General features: G+C 39.4%; 15 protein-coding genes. 7 read left to right on the forward strand and 8 right to left on the reverse strand.

Going from position 1 to position 19,469, the window contains the following annotated elements; genetic code table 11:
• The first annotated feature begins 58 nt into the window (after window positions 1–58).
• Together lgt and JK629_RS01895 are read left to right on the forward strand one after the other, a co-directional pair.
• Window positions 59–988, forward strand: coding sequence for a prolipoprotein diacylglyceryl transferase (gene lgt / locus JK629_RS01890; RefSeq protein WP_202336955.1), 930 nt, complete (start codon window positions 59–61; stop codon window positions 986–988).
• Between the two features lie 74 nt (window positions 989–1,062).
• The gene (locus tag JK629_RS01895) at window positions 1,063–1,560 is read left to right on the forward strand and encodes a DUF192 domain-containing protein (RefSeq protein ID WP_202336956.1); all 498 of its coding nucleotides are present in this window, start codon (window positions 1,063–1,065) and stop codon (window positions 1,558–1,560) included.
• Window positions 1,561–1,637: 77 nt separating this feature from the next.
• Here the strand turns inward: JK629_RS01895 and secDF are convergent, their stop codons facing one another.
• The 5 genes from secDF to JK629_RS01920 all read right to left on the reverse strand — a co-directional run bounded on the left by secDF (window position 1,638) and on the right by JK629_RS01920 (window position 8,898).
• Window positions 1,638–4,679, reverse strand: coding sequence for a protein translocase subunit SecDF (gene secDF / locus JK629_RS01900; protein ID WP_202336957.1), 3,042 nt, complete (start codon window positions 4,677–4,679; stop codon window positions 1,638–1,640).
• Window positions 4,680–4,855: 176 nt separating this feature from the next.
• Window positions 4,856–5,470, reverse strand: coding sequence for a hypothetical protein (locus JK629_RS01905; RefSeq protein WP_202336958.1), 615 nt, complete (start codon window positions 5,468–5,470; stop codon window positions 4,856–4,858).
• 70 nt (window positions 5,471–5,540) lie between these two features.
• The gene (locus JK629_RS01910) at window positions 5,541–6,395 is read right to left on the reverse strand and encodes a hypothetical protein (protein WP_202336959.1); all 855 of its coding nucleotides are present in this window, start codon (window positions 6,393–6,395) and stop codon (window positions 5,541–5,543) included.
• A 15-nt stretch (window positions 6,396–6,410) separates the two neighbouring features.
• Window positions 6,411–8,450 carry a TonB-dependent receptor gene (locus JK629_RS01915; RefSeq protein WP_225626085.1) on the reverse strand — a complete coding sequence of 680 codons (2,040 nt, stop codon included), beginning with the start codon at window positions 8,448–8,450 and terminating at the stop codon, window positions 6,411–6,413.
• Window positions 8,451–8,520: 70 nt separating this feature from the next.
• A complete protein-coding gene (locus JK629_RS01920; RefSeq protein WP_202338081.1) occupies window positions 8,521–8,898 on the reverse strand; it encodes a hypothetical protein in 378 nt (125 codons plus the stop codon).
• A 291-nt stretch (window positions 8,899–9,189) separates the two neighbouring features.
• Between JK629_RS01920 and JK629_RS01925 the strand changes: the two genes are divergently transcribed.
• Window positions 9,190–11,742: an adenosylcobalamin-dependent ribonucleoside-diphosphate reductase gene (locus JK629_RS01925; protein ID WP_202336960.1), complete on the forward strand. Its 2,553-nt coding sequence runs from the start codon at window positions 9,190–9,192 to the stop codon at window positions 11,740–11,742.
• A gap of 88 nt (window positions 11,743–11,830) precedes the next feature.
• Complete coding sequence (locus JK629_RS01930; protein ID WP_202336961.1) at window positions 11,831–12,328, forward strand: hypothetical protein; 498 nt, start codon at window positions 11,831–11,833, stop codon at window positions 12,326–12,328.
• Window positions 12,329–12,391: 63 nt separating this feature from the next.
• Here JK629_RS01930 and mdh read toward each other — a convergent pair whose 3' ends face one another.
• Complete coding sequence (mdh, locus tag JK629_RS01935) at window positions 12,392–13,318, reverse strand: malate dehydrogenase (protein WP_202336962.1); 927 nt, start codon at window positions 13,316–13,318, stop codon at window positions 12,392–12,394.
• Window positions 13,319–13,517: 199 nt separating this feature from the next.
• Complete coding sequence (gene gyrB / locus JK629_RS01940) at window positions 13,518–15,458, reverse strand: DNA topoisomerase (ATP-hydrolyzing) subunit B (RefSeq protein WP_202336963.1); 1,941 nt, start codon at window positions 15,456–15,458, stop codon at window positions 13,518–13,520.
• A gap of 288 nt (window positions 15,459–15,746) precedes the next feature.
• On the opposite strand from gyrB, the gene JK629_RS01945 reads away from it, so the two are divergent.
• Complete coding sequence (locus tag JK629_RS01945; protein WP_202336964.1) at window positions 15,747–16,289, forward strand: DUF2911 domain-containing protein; 543 nt, start codon at window positions 15,747–15,749, stop codon at window positions 16,287–16,289.
• A gap of 5 nt (window positions 16,290–16,294) precedes the next feature.
• On the opposite strand, the gene JK629_RS01950 is transcribed toward JK629_RS01945, so the two are convergent.
• Window positions 16,295–16,924: a 7-carboxy-7-deazaguanine synthase QueE gene (locus tag JK629_RS01950; RefSeq protein WP_202336965.1), complete on the reverse strand. Its 630-nt coding sequence runs from the start codon at window positions 16,922–16,924 to the stop codon at window positions 16,295–16,297.
• A 198-nt stretch (window positions 16,925–17,122) separates the two neighbouring features.
• Here JK629_RS01950 and JK629_RS01955 point away from each other — a divergent pair, with 198 nt between their 5' ends.
• Window positions 17,123–17,845: a hypothetical protein gene (locus JK629_RS01955; protein WP_202336966.1), complete on the forward strand. Its 723-nt coding sequence runs from the start codon at window positions 17,123–17,125 to the stop codon at window positions 17,843–17,845.
• Between the two features lie 80 nt (window positions 17,846–17,925).
• On the forward strand, window positions 17,926–19,455 hold the full coding sequence (locus tag JK629_RS01960) for a helicase HerA-like domain-containing protein (protein WP_202336967.1): 1,530 nt from the start codon (window positions 17,926–17,928) through the stop codon (window positions 19,453–19,455).
• Window positions 19,456–19,469: the final 14 nt, after the last annotated feature.

Here is a 19,469-nt window from a genome sequence, read left to right on the forward strand (position 1 = left end):
TGTTTGAAATTACTTTTTCGCTTTTAGTATCTTTACGCTGCTTAATAAAACACCCGCTATGCAATATTTAAGTTTTACCTGGAATCCTTCAGAAGGGATTGATCTTGGTTTTTTTATGATCCGTTTCTACAGCTTGATGTTTGTAGTAGCATTTACGCTTGGGTGGATTCTCACCAAAAAGATTTACGAACGCGAAGAACTGGCGCAAGAAAAACTGGACAGCCTTTTTATCTATATGGTTGTAGCTGTTTTGGTGGGCGCACGGTTGGGCCACGTTATATTTTACCAGCCCGAGCTTTTTGTGGAAGACCCGCTTTCGGTATTTCTTCCTATTAGTACAGTTCCAGAATTCGAGTTTACTGGTTTTCAGGGTCTTGCCAGCCACGGCGCAGCTATTGCCATCCTCATTGCCATGTATTATTATACAAAAAACGTAATAAAAAAACCTTTTTTGTGGATCATGGATCGTATTGTTATTGCCGTAGCCGCTGGGGGAACTTTTGTGCGTATCGGCAATTTTATGAATTCTGAAATAATAGGAAAGCCTTCAGGAGATTTCCCATTGGGTGTTCGTTTTGTTCACGAAGGCATTCGGAAACAAGAAGCAGTTCAAGCAACCGGAATTCAAAACCCAAATAAGGCATATGACGCTATTGTAAATAATCCACAGTTTTCGGAATTGCTGAATTCCATTCCTTTCCGCCATCCCGCACAACTTTATGAAGCAGCCGGTTATGTGATTGTTTTTTTGGTTTGCTGGTATCTTTATTGGAAAACCGAACGCAGAAAACAGATTGGTTACATTTTTGGAGTGTTTTTGATCCTTCTTTTTATGGTTCGTTTCTTGGTGGAATTTGTAAAAGAAAGCCAAGGTGGGTTTGAATCTGTACTTGGGTTACTTTCCACGGGACAATGGCTTAGCATACCTTTCATACTTGCAGGAATCTACATCATGTGGAAAGCTTCAAAAAAACCAATGATTGAATAAAAATAAGGCCCATAATTCACGAATCTATTTTTAAAAAAATCATTTGCGAATTACCGGCAATAATATCTTCAAGAATGAAAAAAATACTTATTTCCGCCGTACTTGCTGCGTCAATTCTTTCATTTTATAACTGTAAGGATAGTTCTACTTCAGAGAATAAAAGCCTTACCAAAGAAATTACTTTTACCAAAGAAGGTGAGCTTCAGCTTTTTAAGGCGGAAAACGATTCCCTTATAGCTAGGCTGAATATTGAAATTGCCGATGACGAATATTCAACCCAAACCGGGCTTATGTACCGCCATTCCATGGCTGAGGACCAAGCGATGCTTTTTATTTTCAATACCATGCAGCCACGCTCCTTTTATATGAAGAACACGGAAATACCTCTGGATATTATCTATCTGAATGCAGACAAGCAAATTGTAAGTATTCAAAAAAACGCCAAACCATTTGATGAATCTTCACTGCCTTCCGAAGCTCCCTCGCAATATGTTTTGGAAGTAAATGCAGGCCTTGCAGATAAATGGAAACTTGAAAAAGGCGACAAGATTTCTTTTAGCAGAAATAATTAATTTCTAATAAATTTTATGCAAAAAAAGACCTTTCCAAGTTGGAAAGGTCTTTTTGTATAACTTCAAAAGATTTAAAATTACGCCTCTAAAGCAGGGTCAACTTCTTCTTTCTTATCAATTAAATCCTCCACTTTTTTACGTTTCACCGTATCATACATAATAGGTGTCGCGATGAACAATGATGAGTAAGTACCTACTATAATACCTACAATTATTGCGAATAAAAGGCCACGGATAGATTCCGCGCCAAGGAAGAACATACTTAACAACACAATAAGTGTGGTGAAAGAGGTATTCAATGTCCTACTTAAAGTGCTGCTCAAAGCCACATCAATAATACGGTTCATCTTCCAGCTTGGGTGTTCACCAAAGTATTCACGAATACGGTCAAATACAATTACCGTATCGTTCAATGAGTATCCAATAACCGTAAGTATCGCCGCAATAAATGCCTGGTCAATCTCCATGCTGAAAGGCATAAACTTGTAAGTTAGTGAGAATACCCCAAGTACAATAAGCACATCGTGGAATACGGCCGCAACCGCCCCCAAACTAAATTGCCATCTTCTAAAACGCAGCAAGATGTAAAGGAAAACCACAACCAATGAACCAAATACGGCCCAGAAGGAATCTTTCTTAATGTCATCTGCAATGGTAGGGCTCACTTTGTAGTATTCCATTCTACCGATGTTTTTTCCTTCGCGATCGCCCACAAAGTCTTCGTAGGTCATATCTGCAGGCATATCTTTTTTAACGGTTTCAAAAACCATTCGCTCTATTTCTTCGTCAACCTCAGTTCCAGTTTCATCAACTTTATACTTGGTTGTAATCTTCAACTGGTTGTCGCCACCATAGGTTTTTGCTTCAGCACTTCCAAAAGTTTCTATAAGATTGTTCTGGATTTCCTGTGAATTTACATCCTTAGCAAAGCGAACGGTATAGGTTCGTCCACCCACAAAGTCAACACCTTGGTTTAGGCCATTGAAAAACAATGAAGAAACGCTTATCAAAATCATAATTGCAGAAATAACGTAGGCCATTTTGCGCTTCTTTAAAAAGGAAACGTGAACGTTTGTGAAAAGATTCTTTGTAAGTGAAGTAGCACATGGCAAGGACTTGCCGTTTTTCGTATAACTGTCAATAAACAATCTTGTAATAAAAATTGCCGTAAACAATGAAGTGGCAATACCTATCAATAATGTAGTTGCAAATCCTTGAATTGGACCTGTTCCGAAAACCAAAAGAATCAAACCAGTTAAACCGGTGGTAATGTTTGCATCAAGAATAGAAGACAATGCATTGTTGAAACCATCTTTAATGGCATCTTTCTGCGCCTTCCCTTTTGCAAGCTCTTCCTTAATCCTTTCAAAAATAAGTACATTCGCATCTACCGACATACCTATAGTCAATACAATACCCGCAATACCAGGAAGCGTTAGCACGGCACCAAGACCCGCCAAAATTCCAAAGATGAAAAGAATATTCACCAACAAAGCAACGTCAGCAAAAACACCCGCTCTTCCATAATAGCCTATCATCCATAAAAGCACAATGAAAAGTGCAATTACGAAGGACATAACCCCACTGTTTATAGCTTCGTGACCCAAAGTAGGACCTACCACCTCACCCTGGATAATTTCAGCCGAAGCAGGCAGTTTACCAGCGCGAAGCACATTTGCCAAATCCTGACCTTCATTTACCGTAAAGTCACCTGAAATTTGGCTACGTCCACCAGCAATAGGGCCAGAGGTTACACCCGGCGCAGAGTACACAATATTATCAAGCACAATAGCAATCTGGCTCTGGTTTTCATAAGCATTACCAGTCATCTGTTCCCACACCTTGGCACCTTGGCCATTCATTTGCATAGATACCACTACGCGGCTCAAGTTGTCGTATTCCTGTCTTGCATCTACAACTACACTTCCCCCAAGTGGCGGAACATTGTCGCGGTTCGCTTTTAGTGCATAAAGAGCCGTTATTTCTTCGCCATTCAACTGCTCGCTAATTTCTGGCAAGCCCCAAACAAACTTTGCATAACGCAAATCATTCGGTAAAAGTGATTTTATCTGTGGGTTGCGAAAATAGTCATTGATAACTGAAGTATCTTTTAATCTAAAGGTAGCAATTACAGGGCTACCTTGATTTCCCAAAGAAACCATTTTGGAAAGAATTGGGTTCGCTTTGTTATCATCCACAAGTGAATCATTAACGTCTTGACCCCCCAATAGTTTGCTCACGTCATCTTCTTCCGTTTTTGAAGAATCTGCAACTGCTTCAGTAGTATCTGCAGTTTTCACCGTTTCAGAAGCTGATTGTGCCATAGCTATTTCACCTGCTTTGGCATCGGCAGCTTGAAGGAAACCTGCTATTTCCTCAAATTTATAAACATCCCAGAATTCAAGTTGGGCAGTACTTTGAAGTAATTTTTTTACCCTATCCACATCTTTTGCCCCTGGAAGCTCCACAAGTATTCTTGCAGATTTTCCCAATCGCTGGATGTTTGGCTGGGTTACCCCAAACTTATCGATACGCTTTCTTAAAACTTCAAAGGCAGAGGTAATGGACTCATCAATTTTCTGCTCAATAACTGGTTTTACTTGCTCATTGGTCATCCCAATCTCTATCACATCTTCCAAATTCTTGTTGAAGAAAATATCTGGAGAGGCAAGTTCATTTTCACCAGGAAGGGCTTCAAAAGCCTTAAAGAAAGATTCCAAGTAAGTATCCTGGCTGTTTTTCTGAAGCTCTTTTGCATTTTCCAACGCTTGGTTGAATGCAGGATCTTTGGTATTGTTTGCAAGACCTTTCAATATATCCTTTACGGAAACTTCCAGAATTACGTTAATCCCCCCTTTAAGGTCAAGACCTTTATTAAGCTCTTTTTCCTTAGCGGTATTGTAATCTATCCCCAAGAATACTGGGTTATTGGCCACAGAGTCCAGATAACGCGCTTCTGCGTTGTCACGTTCGTGGGGTTGGTCTTCTGAAAATTTGCTGTTCGCAAATTCCTTCGCGCTATCTTCTACTTTATTCGCTACGAACGTAAAAGAAAGTTGGTAAATACTCACCAATCCAAATAGGATGGCAAATACGGTAACTAGTCCTTTGTTTTGCATGTTTATGTTTTTTGGTCAGATTTTTTTATAATCGCGCAAATATATGATTTGCAGCAATATCTGACAATTATCGTGATTGTTTAAAAATTATTTTTTTGGCTTCGGAAATATCTGAGCCAAAATAATTGTTTAACCTGAAATAATTTTTCAGCTTAAAAATTTAATGGAAAGATTTTTTAAGATAAGGGGCCGGCACGCACCTCTGGTATTTTATGTGAAGCAGTATCTATTAAAAGCGAAATACTGCGATAGTTTTTAAAAGCAACATTTCCAAAGCATTTTTTAAAACTGAAAGTGGCTTCGGGAACACCCAAAGACATTATTGGATTTAAATATTGATCTGTTGTAGATTTAATCTCTACAGGCAATCCTTGAAATCCAAGATCAATTCTTGAGTCTTTTTGGATTTTAAGGACATTTACTTGGTAGGCATTAGGATTTTCTGCGGAAGGAAATTCAGCAGGAACATCTGTATTGCCACCAGACGTACTGCACGATTGAAAGTGAATAGGCGCCGCAAAGAGGTTTTTAATAATTGCAATATCTTTGGCGCTGTAATAGGTAACCTTTAGTGTTCCGTTTTGTATTTCAGATATTTGAAAATCTTCAACCCCAATTGATTTTAATTGGCTCGTAATATTGGAAATAGCTTGTTTGGCCTCAACTTCACTAACGGAGTTTGTGTGAAACTGTACCACAATTTCCTGATTGGGAAGGGTAGATTGCTCCCAGCTTACACCCACAAAAGCAAGGGCTATTAATAATAAGGGTATATACCATTTACAGTTCACGCGCCAAATATAAAAAAATAAAGACTGTATTGCTACAGTCTTTAAACAATATAAAAAACAATTCAAAAATTTAGAACTCCAGTTCAAAATAAAGACTACTCTCAGGGTTTGCCTCCGTTACGTCCTCGCCCTTTAAAATTTCTCCATTTGCGTTCAACAGCTTCAAATTGATTCTCCAATACCCCGTCATGGTTAAGGACAGCTTTCCATCATACATTTTTGTTGCTGAACTATAAGTCATATCTTCATTGTTTGGCGAACTGTGGTTGCCCATACCGGGCATTCGTGGATCCACCGTTATTTTGAAGTTTTCAACTATTGGAAAACTCATCATATTCTCCATTTTGTAAAGTACGGCCTGTAAATCGTTCACTGCTACTTTTGGATCTTTTGGATTCACATAAGCCAAAACATAACGGGTATCATCGCTGCCCATAAATACTTGAGTCTTGTTAAGTTCATCTGTTGGTAGCGAAACAGCTACCCGAAGGGCCTCCTCCTTTTGTTGCCCATTTAGGGAATAATTAAACACCACCTCCCAATATTCGGTGTCGTTACTGGCCATCTGAAAAACAATATGCCCTTTGTAAACGGTACTTTCATCAGTATTGGTCAACATACTGTGCGGTGCGGAATGTTGCATCGTTTCCATATGCATTATTGGCATCCAGTTAGGCGCAGCATTTGCAACATAGGTATCACTGGCAAGGTTTTTTATTCTAATCAAAATTTCATTGTAACCTACTTCAAGGTTTTGCTTTTCTGAATAAATCTGAACGGTGTGGTCTGCAGCAGGAATTTCATAAATCATTGTCAAGCCTTCGACTGGATTTTGCTCCACAGTAGGATTTTCATCCTCACTTGAACAGCTTACAAATGAAACGGATAGAAAAAATATTGCCAATATATATTTTAGTGTTTTCATAATTTTTATTATTTATTAATTAATTGAATAAGAGATTGTTAAGTATAAGTTTCTGCCTATACGTGGAATGTTGTTCCAGTCGGTATAAGTAGAATAGTTAGTGTCAAAAATGTTTTCAATTCCACCTTTTAGGAAAAGATCGCTATCCTTTAAAAAGAAACGTTTTCCAAAGCTTACCGAAAGTGTAGCATAAGCGGCACTTTTGGTTTCTCCGTAAGCGGGATTATAATTTGTCTGTTCTCCAGCGCCATCAACTGAAAGCGATGCGGAAAATTGGTTTTTATAAAAATCGATTGCACTTCTATAGGAAAGTGGACTAATCAAAGGTAAATTTTCACCTTCATTGTCAACACCTCGGTGATACGAAACATTGCCAGACAATTTAAACGCATTTGAAATAGTATACCTTCCCGACAGTGAAGCGTTGAAAAGCTGCGCGTAATCCAGATTGGTATAAATCTTAACGCCCTGCGCACCAATAGTCATTGTGCTAAGCGATGGATCAACTAACCCAATGATATAGTTAAAAATGCGGAAGTAATTAGCACTGGCCGTAATTTCAAAAATTGGCTTTTTTAAGGTTACCGAAAAGTTGGCTTCCGCAGAGCTTTCTGTATTCAATTCTGGATCGCCAATGTAATCGTGGTTGTCAAAACTGTTGAAAAGATAAAACCCATACCCTTCTGAAACGGAAGGGGCACGCTCACCATAGGAAAGTCCTCCGTTAAAGTGAAAGTCCTTCACCATTTTATGGTGTTGAGCTGAAAAACTTTTCAAAAAACGCGTATTGGTCCTGTCCATTTCCGGATAGAAAATTTTCAAACTATTCAAACCAAAATCATCCGCTACCGTATTGGCATGGTACGCCAAACGTGTTGAAAGCTTTAAAGAATTTTTCTGAAAAGCAATATGATCTTCAGCATAAAAGCCAACATTTGCGGTGCGCACATCAGGCCACGTAAGCATAAACATCAACGGTTCATCCCCGTTGGTGGGATACATTGTCATTTCAGCATAACTCTTATTGTAAAACCCATCCCACTTCAAGAAAAAATGATTTTTTTCTTTGTTGAGATTTGCCTGCGTATAAAACCCAGCAGTTTCGCTCCTACCTGGCATATCCATGTGTATCGGCACATCGGGACGCTTGGTGTCGTCCATTACGTGTTTTATGGTATTATAATACAATTTAGACTCCCAATTGCTTAAATTACCAAACAATGTATTCTGATTAAACCCCACCGAACCAATCACCGCCCGCGCCAAGGAAACGTCCATTGTCAAGGCAGGATAACCCACATCGTTCGCTTCATCATATATTAAGGTAGCAGAGATGGATTTACCTTCAGCAAGTTTATAGCCTGAATTGATGGAGAAATTATACTTTTCAAACTGTGAAAATTTCACCTCTTCATCACCGCCCGCATAGTAATTATCGGCTTTGCGGTAAATACCATCCGTATTCAAATAAATCTTTTCATCAGAATAGTTTAGCTCACCCCCAAAAACACGCATGGTATTGTTGCTTTCAATGGCACTTTCCAAAGAACCGCCCCACCCTGTGGGTTTGAAATTACTTTTGTCCAATTTCAAATTGATGCCACCACCTATTGTATTGCCAAATGCTGCGCCCTGCTGTCCGGAACCAATTTGTGCTTCTGATAGGTTGGAAACATCAACGTAGGAAGTTATTGGATCCATTTTATCGGTACAGGCGCCAAAAATTTGCATACCATCAATAGTTACCGCCAAACGCTCTGAAGCCATATCGTTCATTGTGGGCTCCCAGGCATAGGCCCCACGTTTTACCATGTTGATACTACGCGAAGATTCCAAAAATTCATCTAAAGTTGATAATGGCTTTCGCTGTTTTTGATGGTCTAATTGTTTGCCCGCGGAAATAATGACCACTTCATTTAGCTGAATTAGTTTTAGACTATCCGCCGGGGTTACTTGGGCGCGCACTTGGGGTATAAAAACGCCGCAAAACAATGCACACCAAAGGCCGCCTATAAGTATTCCCTTTAATGGGAACACAGGTATAAGTGCTTTCATTTTTGTAATAGTTTTGATAATTTTTAAGAATGGTTACTAAGAAATTTTCCCAAGCAACCTTTACTGAAAATTATCCTAACTGTGGTGGATGAAAAATTTTTGAGGTAAAAAGGGAAGAATTCAAATGTGGCCTGTAGTCTATACTTTCAACAATAATGATTTCATCTGCCCAAGCAAATGCGTATTCATCAATGTTTTCAGAAATAATAAATTGCGGAATCTCAGTTTTTGAAGTTTTGCTGTTAAAGGGATTATCATTTTCCGCTCCTGCTTCCTTTGCCAGCTCTTTAGACAGATGGCATTTTCCGTTACACTTCATTTCCGGCTTGTCTTTGTTTTCGCAAAGTACGTTAACTATATAGTCGTAATTCACTACATACTCTACTACTGGCCATAAAGGTTTTGTGAGTACTATAAGGGAAGCTGCTATAAGAATTACGTTTTTCACACCGCAAATATAGCAAACCCACTAACCTTTGTAATATGATATTTATCACCTAATAGAATATATTTAAGATAATTTAATCTGTAATACTAAAAAATAATTTTTCACTTTACATTATTTTAAAAAATTGTCAACTTTTCGCTGTTGATAAATTTTTATTAAACTGATTTGCAATATATTAACAATTGATTATTGACAACTTTAAATTTTAAATTTTAAATCAGGATTACTATTTCATTATATTTACCTACTTTAAATTTCAAATTCAAAACAATCCAAAATTCATTTCAGAATATGCAAATAAAAACATCCATCCCCGCCCCCAAAACTTATACACAAGATGAAGCTTTCAATGCTTCTGTAGAATATTTTAAAGGTGATGATCTTGCCGCCCGAGTTTGGGTGAACAAGTATGCTCTGAAAGATTCTGAAGGCAATATTTATGAAAAAACGCCGAATGATATGCACCGTCGTATCGCCAAAGAAATTGCCCGCATTGAACAACGTTATGCCAATCCCATGAGTGAAGATGAGATTTTTGAAGCAATAAAGGATTTTAAATACATCGTTCCACAAGGTAGTCCAATGGCGGGAATTGGCAATCCGTATCAAGTGGGTTCCCTTTCAAATTGTTTCGTAATTGGCAACGAAGGCGATTCCGATTCCTACGGCGGCATAATGAAAATTGACCAAGAACAGGTACAATTGATGAAACGTCGCGGCGGTGTAGGCCACGATCTTTCGCACATTCGCCCCAAAGGCTCACCGGTGAAAAATTCAGCTTTGACCTCAACTGGCATTGTTCCTTTTATGGAGCGATATTCAAATTCAACCCGTGAAGTTGCGCAGGATGGGCGTCGTGGCGCCCTTATGCTTTCCGTTTCAATAAACCATCCTGACTCCGAAGATTTTATCGATGCCAAAATGGAGCAGGGTAAAGTTACGGGCGCAAATGTTTCCGTACGAATGGACGATACTTTTATGAAAGCCGTAAAAGACGAGAAAAAATATACCCAGAAATATCCAATTTTCAGCGAAAACCCAAAGTTTTCAAAGGAAATTGAAGCTGGAAAACTTTGGAAAAAAATAGTGCACAACGCTTGGAAATCTGCCGAGCCAGGCATTCTTTTTTGGGATACAATTATAAATGAGTCCGTGCCGGATTGCTATGCAGATTTGGGTTACAAAACAGTTTCCACAAACCCTTGCGGCGAAATCCCGCTCTGTCCTTACGATTCCTGCCGGTTGTTAGCGATAAATCTGTTTTCTTATGTAGAAAATCCGTTTACCGATAAAGCTGAATTCAATTTTGAACTTTTCAAAAAACACATTGGCATCGCCCAAAAAATTATGGACGATATTATTGATTTGGAATTGGAAAAAGTAGACGCGATTATCGCAAAAATTGACGCCGATCCACAAAGTGATGAAGTAAAAGCAGTGGAAAGAAATCTGTGGAAAAATATACAGAGAAAAGCTGAAGAAGGCCGAAGAACGGGAATTGGAATCACCGCGGAAGGCGACATGCTCGCCGCTTTGGGAATAAAGTACGGCAGCAAGGAAGGCAATGATTTTTCAGTTAAAATCCATAAAAATCTGGCAATTGAAACGTATCGTGCATCGGTTTATGCCGCAAAGGAAAGAGGTGCTTTCAAAATTTTTGATTCCGAAAGGGAAAAGGAGAATCCATTTATCCTTCGCCTAAAAGATGCCGATGAAAAACTGTATTACGATATGCTGGAATACGGCCGCCGAAACATCGCTCTTTTAACTATTGCGCCGACGGGAACTACCAGTTTAATGACGCAAACTTCTTCAGGAATTGAGCCTGTTTTTCTTCCGGTTTACAAGAGAAGAAGGAAAGTGAATCCAAACGATAAAAATTCCCGAGTTGACTTCGTGGATGAAGTAGGCGACAGCTGGGAGGAATACGTGGTTTTTCACCACCGTTTCAAGCAATGGATGGAAGTTAACAGTATTGCGACCGACAAAAATTACAGTCAGGAAGAATTGAACAAAATCGTAAAGAAATCGCCGTATTACAAAGCTACTTCAAACGATGTGGATTGGCTGAGCAAAGTGCGTATGCAAGGCGCAGTGCAAAAATGGGTGGACCATTCCATTTCGGTGACCATCAATTTGCCGAATGATGCTACTGAAGAATTGGTTGGAAAACTATACTTGGAAGCGTGGCAGGCAGGATGTAAAGGCGTTACCGTTTATCGCGATGGGTCGCGTTCGGGCGTTTTAATTTCCAATGAAGAAAAGAAAGAGGAAAGCACTGAAACGCTTACTACTTTCCCCACAAAACGTCCCGAAACTCTTGAAGCAGATGTTGTTCGTTTTCAAAACAGTAAAGACAAATGGATTGCCTTTATCGGTTTGATTGACGGAAAACCGTATGAGATTTTCACAGGTTTTGCAGATGATGAAGATGGAATTTTGATTCCACGTTGGGTGAATAACGGTGTTATCATTAAAAACCGAAACGAGGATGGTACTTCGCGTTACGATTTTCAATATAAAAACAAAAGAGGCTACAAAACCACCATTGAAGGGCTTTCGCATAAATTCAACCCCGAGTTTTGGAACTATGCAAAATTAATTTCCAGTACCCTTCGCCACGGCATGCCGATAGAAAAAGTGGTGGATTTGATAAACAGCCTGCAACTTGATAGCGAAAGTATCAACACTTGGAAAAACGGGGTTGCGCGCGCCTTAAAACGCTATGTTGCCGATGGAACGGAAGCCAGAAAACAGAAATGTGAAAACTGCAATAGTACGTCGCTTATTTACCAGGAAGGTTGTTTGACTTGCAAGGATTGCGGGTCTTCTAAGTGCGGGTAGAAAGACATAGACCACTTTCGCTATAAGACGTAAGACTAACCCCAAAGTTTTTAAAAAACATTTGGGGTTTTATTATTATATTGAACAAATGAAAAAACAATTATTCCCACTTGCCCTTTGGCTATTTTTTGGGTTTGTATTGATAAATGCTATTGATTCTGTATTAAGATTTATAATTAAAGCATATTTATATTTCGGACTTTGGACGGAATTATCTTTTAATTTTCTTAAGTACTCAATCCCAGTATTAAGCACTATTATTTATGGAACAATAACTGTTTTAACTATAAAATACATTAAACTTAGAACAGTAGATTTTAACATACGTGAAATAAAATTTTCCAAAAGGAAATATATTTTAGCCGTAGTTATATCAATTTTTATGGATCCCATTACCAATAAGTTAAGTGGGGGGTTCGGTGAAAATATAGATAAGATGAATTTGGATTATGAGCTTTCTGAATTTTTGAATTTGTATGGTACCACTGAAGCTTCTTTAGGAGTAATTGGATGGCTTACAATTATAGTTTTATCAATTTATTTTTACAGAATTTACAAGAAAAGTGAATTAGAAACAAAACAATAAAAAAAGCCGACCCCGAAATTTCGGGGCCGGCTTTTTCAATGCTATAAATAATTCGCTTAAAGATTATACTTCAAGCAAGTCATTGGTTTTTCTTACACCTTCAGCACTTTCTTTCATATGCGCTTTTTCAGCATCGTTCAATTCAAGTTCTACAATTTTTTCGATACCATTTCGGCCTAAAATAACTGGAGCACCTATGCAGATATCCTTCATTCCGTATTCGCCATCAAGCATTACGGAGCAAGGAAACATTTTCTTTTGATCGCAGGCGATCGCCTGTACCAAAGCAGAAACTGCCGCTCCCGGTGCGTACCAAGCGGAAGTTCCCAAAAGTTTTGTAAGCGTTGCACCACCCACTTTGGTGTCTTCCATCACTTGATTCAATCTTTCTTCAGAAATAAATTTTGTTACAGGAACGCTGTTTCTAGTAGCCAAACGAGTTAAAGGAACCATGCCGGTATCGCTATGGCCACCGATTACCATTCCGTCCACATCACTGATTGGCGCGCCCAATGCTTCTGCCAAACGGTATTTGAAACGTGCGCTGTCCAAAGCTCCGCCCATTCCGATGACACGATTTTTGGGAAGACCTGCGGTTTTATGAACCAAATAGGCCATAGTATCCATTGGATTACTTACTACTATGATAATGGTATTTGGAGAATGCTTTACGAGATTTGAAGAAACGTCTTTTACAATTCCTGCATTTATCCCTATCAATTCTTCACGGGTCATGCCAGGCTTACGCGGAATTCCACTTGTAATTACACAAATGTCGCTATCTGCTGTTTTTGAATAATCGTTTGTTACGCCTGTAATCTTGGTGTCAAAACCGTTTAGAGAAGCAGTTTGCATCAAATCCATCGCCTTTCCTTCGGCAAATCCTTCTTTGATGTCCAACAAAACTACTTCGCTTGCAAAATTCTTGATGGCAATGTACTCTGCGCAACTTGCGCCCACAGCACCTGCCCCTACAACTGTTACTTTCATATTAATTGTTTATGGTTATTGTTTGTAATATATTTTTCCGAAGAAAATCGGAGTGACTTTTCAATCTTTCAGAACCTTTCTGAAAGGCAGCACAAAAGTACCAATATCTGCTTAAAATAATGATAATAAAGGGTTAAAAACTAAAAAGCCCATTTCTAATTTTTCAGAAACGGGCTTTTTTAAAATTATTTATATTTCGCTACGCATCAATATTTGCATAAACGGCATTCTTCTCAATAAACTCACGACGCGGTGGAACCTCATCGCCCATAAGCATAGAAAAAATTCTATCTGCTTCGGTGCCATTATCGATAGTAACTTGACGAAGTGTTCTAAATTCAGGGTTCATTGTAGTATCCCAAAGTTGTTCGGCGTTCATTTCACCCAAACCTTTGTATCGCTGAATTGACGCGCTTCCTCCAAACTCTTCATTCAATCGGTCACGTTCTTTATCACTCCACGCATATTCTTTCTTGGCTCCTTTTTTAACCAAATAAAGCGGTGGCGTGGCAATGTAAACACAACCAGCCTCAACCAACTCGCGCATGTAGCGGAAAAAGAAGGTCAAAATTAGGGTTGCAATGTGGCTACCATCCACATCCGCATCACACATAATTACCACTTTGTGATAGCGTAGTTTTTCTAAATTTAGCGCCTTGCTGTCCTCTTCGGTACCGATGGTTACTCCAAGCGCTGTATATATATTTCGAATTTCCTCGTTTTCAAAAACCTTGTGGTGCATGGCTTTTTCCACGTTCAGAATTTTCCCGCGCAGCGGAAGAATAGCCTGAAAATTACGGTCGCGCCCCTGTTTTGCAGTACCACCCGCAGAATCTCCCTCCACAAGAAATACTTCACATTTTTCCGGATCCTGTTCAGAGCAATCTGATAGTTTCCCTGGCAAGCCACCGCCACTCATCACGGTTTTGCGCTGTACCATTTCACGTGCTTTTCTTGCTGCGTGACGTGCCTGTGCGGCAAGAATAACTTTTTGAACTATCGTTTTTGCATCATTTGGATGTTCTTCCAAATAATTTTCAAGCATTTCAGAAACCGCTTGGCTCACTGCTGCGGTAACTTCGCGGTTACCAAGTTTGGTCTTGGTCTGCCCTTCAAATTGAGGCTCTGCTACTTTCACTGAAATAATAGCGGTCAATCCTTCACGGAAATCGTCACCGGCAATTTCGAATTTTAGTTTATCCAGCATTCCGGAGGCATCGGCATATTTTTTCAAAGTACGCGTCAATCCCGCACGGAAACCTGAAAGATGTGTTCCCCCTTCGTGAGTGTTAATGTTATTTACATAGGAATGTAAATTTTCATTAAAGGAAGTATTGTAAACCATTGCAACCTCAACCGGAATGTCGTTCTTTTCGCCCTCCATGGAAATCACCTCGGCAATAATAGGCTCACGGTTTCCATCCAAAAAGCGGATAAATTCCTTTAAACCTTCCTCGCTGTGGAATTTTTCAGTAGCAAATTCACCATTTTCATCTTTTTCCCTTTTATCTGTAAAATAAATGGTAATTCCTTTATTCAAAAAAGACAATTCGCGCATCCTGCTGGCTAAAGTGTCATAATTATACTCTAACGACTGCTGGAATATTTGCGGATCTGGCTTAAAAGTTACAATAGTTCCTCGATAATCGGTATCTCCAATAGACTTTACGGGATAAAGCGCCTTTCCGCGCTCGTATTCCTGCTGCCAGATTTTGCCATCGCGATGAACAGTGGCCGTTAAATGCTCGGAAAGTGCGTTTACTACCGAAACACCAACTCCGTGGAGACCTCCAGAAACTTTATAAGAATCTTTGTCAAATTTACCCCCGGCGCCAATTTTGGTCATTACCACCTGCAGTGCAGATACGCCTTCTTTTTTGTGAAGATCCACCGGAATTCCACGCCCATTGTCTTTTACAGTTATTGAATTATCCTCGTTGATCCAGATTTCAATAGTGTCGCAATAGCCGCCCATGGCCTCGTCAATAGAGTTATCTACTACTTCATAAACCAAGTGGTGCAAACCTCGTACCCCAACATCACCAATGTACATAGAGGGCCGCATGCGCACATGCTCCATTCCCTCTAACGCTTGAATTTGGTCGGCGCCGTAGCTGCCTTTTTTCTGTTCTTCGCTCATATAATAATTTGAATGATTTTCAGTTTTTTTCGTAACGAACAAATATAACCAAATCCCCAATAAAATTAAGGGTTTGCGTAATTTATAAGCAGTAAGTTATTAACAAAATACTGTGAAAAAAAGACAAGTTTTGCAGCTGGGAAAAGATACTTGGAATTTGGCGTAATAGTTGCACACTAAAATTGGCCGAATAAACGTTTTATTATTTGGGTTTTTGACTTTGATGAAACTTTACAGTTAAAAAAACGTCTAATTTTTTAAATTTTAGAAATTCCAAAATATTTTCCTATGAACAAAATATTTCTCGTTGCCCTTTTTCTCATTTCTTCATTAACCACTGAACGTGTGCAAGCACAGAGTTTTCCACAAATGGATGCCTCGCCAATGGATTTGGTAATGGCACGACCAGATAAAAACAGCCCACCTTTCGCAAGGGTTATTTACAGTCGCCCTCAAAAGAAAGGGCGAGACATTTTTGGCGATTTGGTACCATACGGCGAAGTGTGGAGAACTGGCGCCAATGAGGCAACCGAACTCACAATTTACACACCTTTAAAATTTGGAAAAACAATTTTAAACCCGGGGACTTATACCCTGTACACCATTCCAAACGAAGATAACTGGACGGTCATTATCAATAGCGATACCAATGTTTGGGGCGCTTATAGCTATAAAAAAGAAAAAGATATAGCTAGAATGGTGGTTCCCGTTAAAGACGCAGCTGCACCTATAGAATCACTTTCAATGATTTTTAGACCAGAAAGCAATGGAACTACGCTTTTAATAGGCTGGGACAACGAGTATGTTGAAATACCCTTTAAAAAAGCCTAAATTATTTAAGGGATATTTAAATATTTATGGGTTTGTAGCGAAACCTTCCATTTTGGGTTTTGCATCACGTAATCCACAATTAGCGGACTCATCTTTTCACGTTTGCTCCATTCTGGCTGCAAATAAAGAATACAATCTGGGCCTACTTTGGCAGCTTGTTCTTCCGCAAAACGGAAATCATCGTTGTTGAAAACAATTACTTTCAATTCGTTTGCAACCTTATAAACTTCCTCAGTGGGAAGTTTCATTTTTTTTGGCGAAAGGCAAATCCAATCCCAAATTCCCGTCAGTTTATAAGCACCAGAAGTTTCAATATGGGTCTGCATTCCCTTTGCTTTCAACATTTCAGTCAAGGGGCCCATATCCCAAGTAAGCGGTTCGCCTCCGGTAATAACAATTGTTTTTGAATATTTTGCAGCGTTTCCAACAATTGCTTCAATAGCAGTTGGGGGGTGCAGTTCCGCATTCCAACTTTCCTTTACATCGCACCAATGGCAACCTACATCACAGCCACCCACCCGAATAAAATAGGCAGCTGTACCTTTATGGAATCCCTCACCTTGTATAGTATAAAACTCTTCCATCAAGGGAAGCATTACTCCTTTATCCACTAATTGCTGCATTTCTTTTTTCATAAGGGGCAAAGGTAGAAAAGACTATGGTGCATTTTAAACTTTAATTGTATTTTTTGAAAAAGGCGTTGTGGTATTTTAACCACCAATCTAGACCGCTAATCGAAAATTTAGAAAATAGATAAATCCAAGGGAGGGATTTTTTCGTAAATAATAATAAGTTCACCCAAAATATTGCATTGAAAAATTTATCCCTACAAAATGACTTCAAAAAAACTACACTGGGCGTTACTTTTTGTACTCGCAATTTCCTATAATGGATTTTCTCAAGTTGGTATCGGGACTACCGGTCCAGATGCATCTTCAATTTTAGAAATTTCTTCAACAACCCAAGGCATACTCTTACCACGAATGATCACGGCCCAAAGAAATGCGATTGTTTCTCCGGCAACAGGATTAACACTCTATAACAGTACCACAAATCAATATCAATACAACATCGGGACGCCCGCTGCCCCCGTTTGGAATACGCTGGCAACTTCAAACGTGGGACAATCTTTTAAATATTCAAATACAGACATTACAACGAATGTCAATCCTGCAACGGCTGTTAACGTACCACTTTTTGGAACCTTAAACTGGAATGATAATAACAGCCTGTATGTAGTTTCAGGAAACCAAGTTACCATTATACAAGCGGGTCGCTACAGTGTAAATGTTAATATTGCTATTACTTCCACAGTACAGCGCGCCTCACCGGAAATACGTATTACAGTGAATGGAACCGCTGTGGGCACCTATGGCTCTACAGGGTATATACGGTCTATGGGTTCCCATAATGAATCTTCCATTAATTTTACCGAAGTTTTACAGCTCAATGCAAATGATGTTGTGAGAATCACTGGTTCGCAGGGTGCATCTTCTGGCGCTGTAACAATGCGCAATGCAGGTTCTTCCAATGTATATATTGAAAAGAAATCGTAGATAAATTTTATCATCTCGAAAATATATTTTCGCAAACGTTAATGCCTTATAATTTGTTACTTTTGAATAAAATTTAAAAGATGGCAGATAAGCAGGCTTTTTTTGACTATATCAATAACGGATACACAACCAAGGGAGATTTTATAAATCTCGGTGCAGCGATGCTTAATGGCGAAACTGTAAAGGACGCTTATGTCAAAGTTCCATTAAAAACATTAAACCGTCACGGCTTGATTGCGGGTGCCACAGGGACCGGAAAAACCAAAACGCTTCAAATTATTGCTGAAAACCTTTCTGAAAAAGGGATTCCCGTACTTTTGATGGACATTAAAGGTGACCTCAGCGGAATAGCCGAGCCCGGTACAACTAATGCCAAAATTGAGGAACGCCACGCTGCTATCGGTTTTTCTTACGAAGCTAAAAAGTTTCCAGCTGAAATTCTCTCTCTTTCAGATCAGGAAGGTGTTCGTCTTCGTGCCACTGTAAGTGAATTTGGCCCTGTACTGCTCTCTCGAATCCTTGATTTGAGCGATGTGCAGGCAGGTATCGTCTCGGTGATATTTAAATATTGCGACGACAACAAAATGCCGCTGCTAGATTTAAAGGATTTCAAAAAAATATTGCAATACACTACCGAGGAAGGCAAAGACGAATTTGCGGAAGAATATGGTCGAATTTCTTCATCATCTACGGGGGCAATCCTTCGGAAAGTTGTGGAATTGGAGCAGCAGGGAGCCGATTTGTTTTTTGGCGAAAAATCCTTTGATACTGACGATTTGCTTCGCATTGATGAAAACGGAAGAGGCTACATCAACATTATCCGCTTAACGGATATCCAAGACAGGCCCAAGCTCTTTTCAACTTTTATGTTAAGCCTTTTGGCAGAAATTTACGCAACCTTCCCCGAACAGGGCGATAGCGGCAGACCTGAGTTGGTAATTTTTATAGATGAGGCACATTTAATTTTTAATGAAGCCAGTAGCGCTTTGCTCAATCAGATTGAAAGCATTGTAAAATTGATACGTTCCAAAGGGGTGGGACTTTATTTCGTAACCCAAAACCCAACCGACGTACCGGATGCAGTTTTAAGCCAATTGGGATTGAAAATACAACATGCCCTTCGAGCCTTTACGGCAAAAGACAGAAAAGCTATCAAATTGACTGCCGAGAACTATCCCCTTTCAGAATATTATAAAACCGATGAAGTCTTGACAGCTTTGGGAATTGGCGAAGCATTGGTAAGTGCTTTAAACGAAAAGGGAATTCCCACACCCCTGGCCCGCACTATGCTGCGAGCGCCCATGAGCCGCATGGATGTTTTGACGGATGACGAATTAAAAAATTTATTGAAAACTTCGAAGTTAATACCAAAATACAATGAAGTCATAGACCGTGAAAGCGCTTATGAAATGTTGACGGAAAAAATTGAAATCGCCAACAAGGAAGAAGCAAAGGAAAAAGCCCAAAAAGAAAAAGAAGCAGCACGAAAAAGCACCCCGAGCAGAAGTTCCTCCCGTCGAAGAAGCACTTCTAACCCTTGGATAAAAACACTTTCCAGCCCGACTGTAATACGCAGTGTTTTGGGTATTTTGGGAAAATTGATGAAGTAATTCAGAAAAAATTA

Source organism: Aequorivita iocasae (genome assembly GCF_016757735.1).
GTDB classification, from domain to species: domain Bacteria; phylum Bacteroidota; class Bacteroidia; order Flavobacteriales; family Flavobacteriaceae; genus Aequorivita; species Aequorivita iocasae.

Bases quoted from the DNA above. Each gene is read 5' to 3' on its own strand.
- lgt (WP_202336955.1), top strand. From the start codon at position 59: ATGCAATATTTAAGTTTTACCTGGAATCCTTCAGAAGGGATTGATCTT.
- JK629_RS01895 (WP_202336956.1), top strand. From the start codon at position 1,063: ATGAAAAAAATACTTATTTCCGCCGTACTTGCTGCGTCAATTCTTTCA.
- secDF (WP_202336957.1), bottom strand. From the start codon at position 4,679: ATGCAAAACAAAGGACTAGTTACCGTATTTGCCATCCTATTTGGATTG.
- JK629_RS01910 (WP_202336959.1), bottom strand. From the start codon at position 6,395: ATGAAAACACTAAAATATATATTGGCAATATTTTTTCTATCCGTTTCA.
- JK629_RS01915 (WP_225626085.1), bottom strand. From the start codon at position 8,450: ATGAAAGCACTTATACCTGTGTTCCCATTAAAGGGAATACTTATAGGC.
- JK629_RS01925 (WP_202336960.1), top strand. From the start codon at position 9,190: ATGCAAATAAAAACATCCATCCCCGCCCCCAAAACTTATACACAAGAT.
- JK629_RS01930 (WP_202336961.1), top strand. From the start codon at position 11,831: ATGAAAAAACAATTATTCCCACTTGCCCTTTGGCTATTTTTTGGGTTT.
- mdh (WP_202336962.1), bottom strand. From the start codon at position 13,318: ATGAAAGTAACAGTTGTAGGGGCAGGTGCTGTGGGCGCAAGTTGCGCA.
- gyrB (WP_202336963.1), bottom strand. From the start codon at position 15,458: ATGAGCGAAGAACAGAAAAAAGGCAGCTACGGCGCCGACCAAATTCAA.
- JK629_RS01945 (WP_202336964.1), top strand. From the start codon at position 15,747: ATGAACAAAATATTTCTCGTTGCCCTTTTTCTCATTTCTTCATTAACC.
- JK629_RS01950 (WP_202336965.1), bottom strand. From the start codon at position 16,924: ATGAAAAAAGAAATGCAGCAATTAGTGGATAAAGGAGTAATGCTTCCC.
- JK629_RS01955 (WP_202336966.1), top strand. From the start codon at position 17,123: ATGACTTCAAAAAAACTACACTGGGCGTTACTTTTTGTACTCGCAATT.
- JK629_RS01960 (WP_202336967.1), top strand. From the start codon at position 17,926: ATGGCAGATAAGCAGGCTTTTTTTGACTATATCAATAACGGATACACA.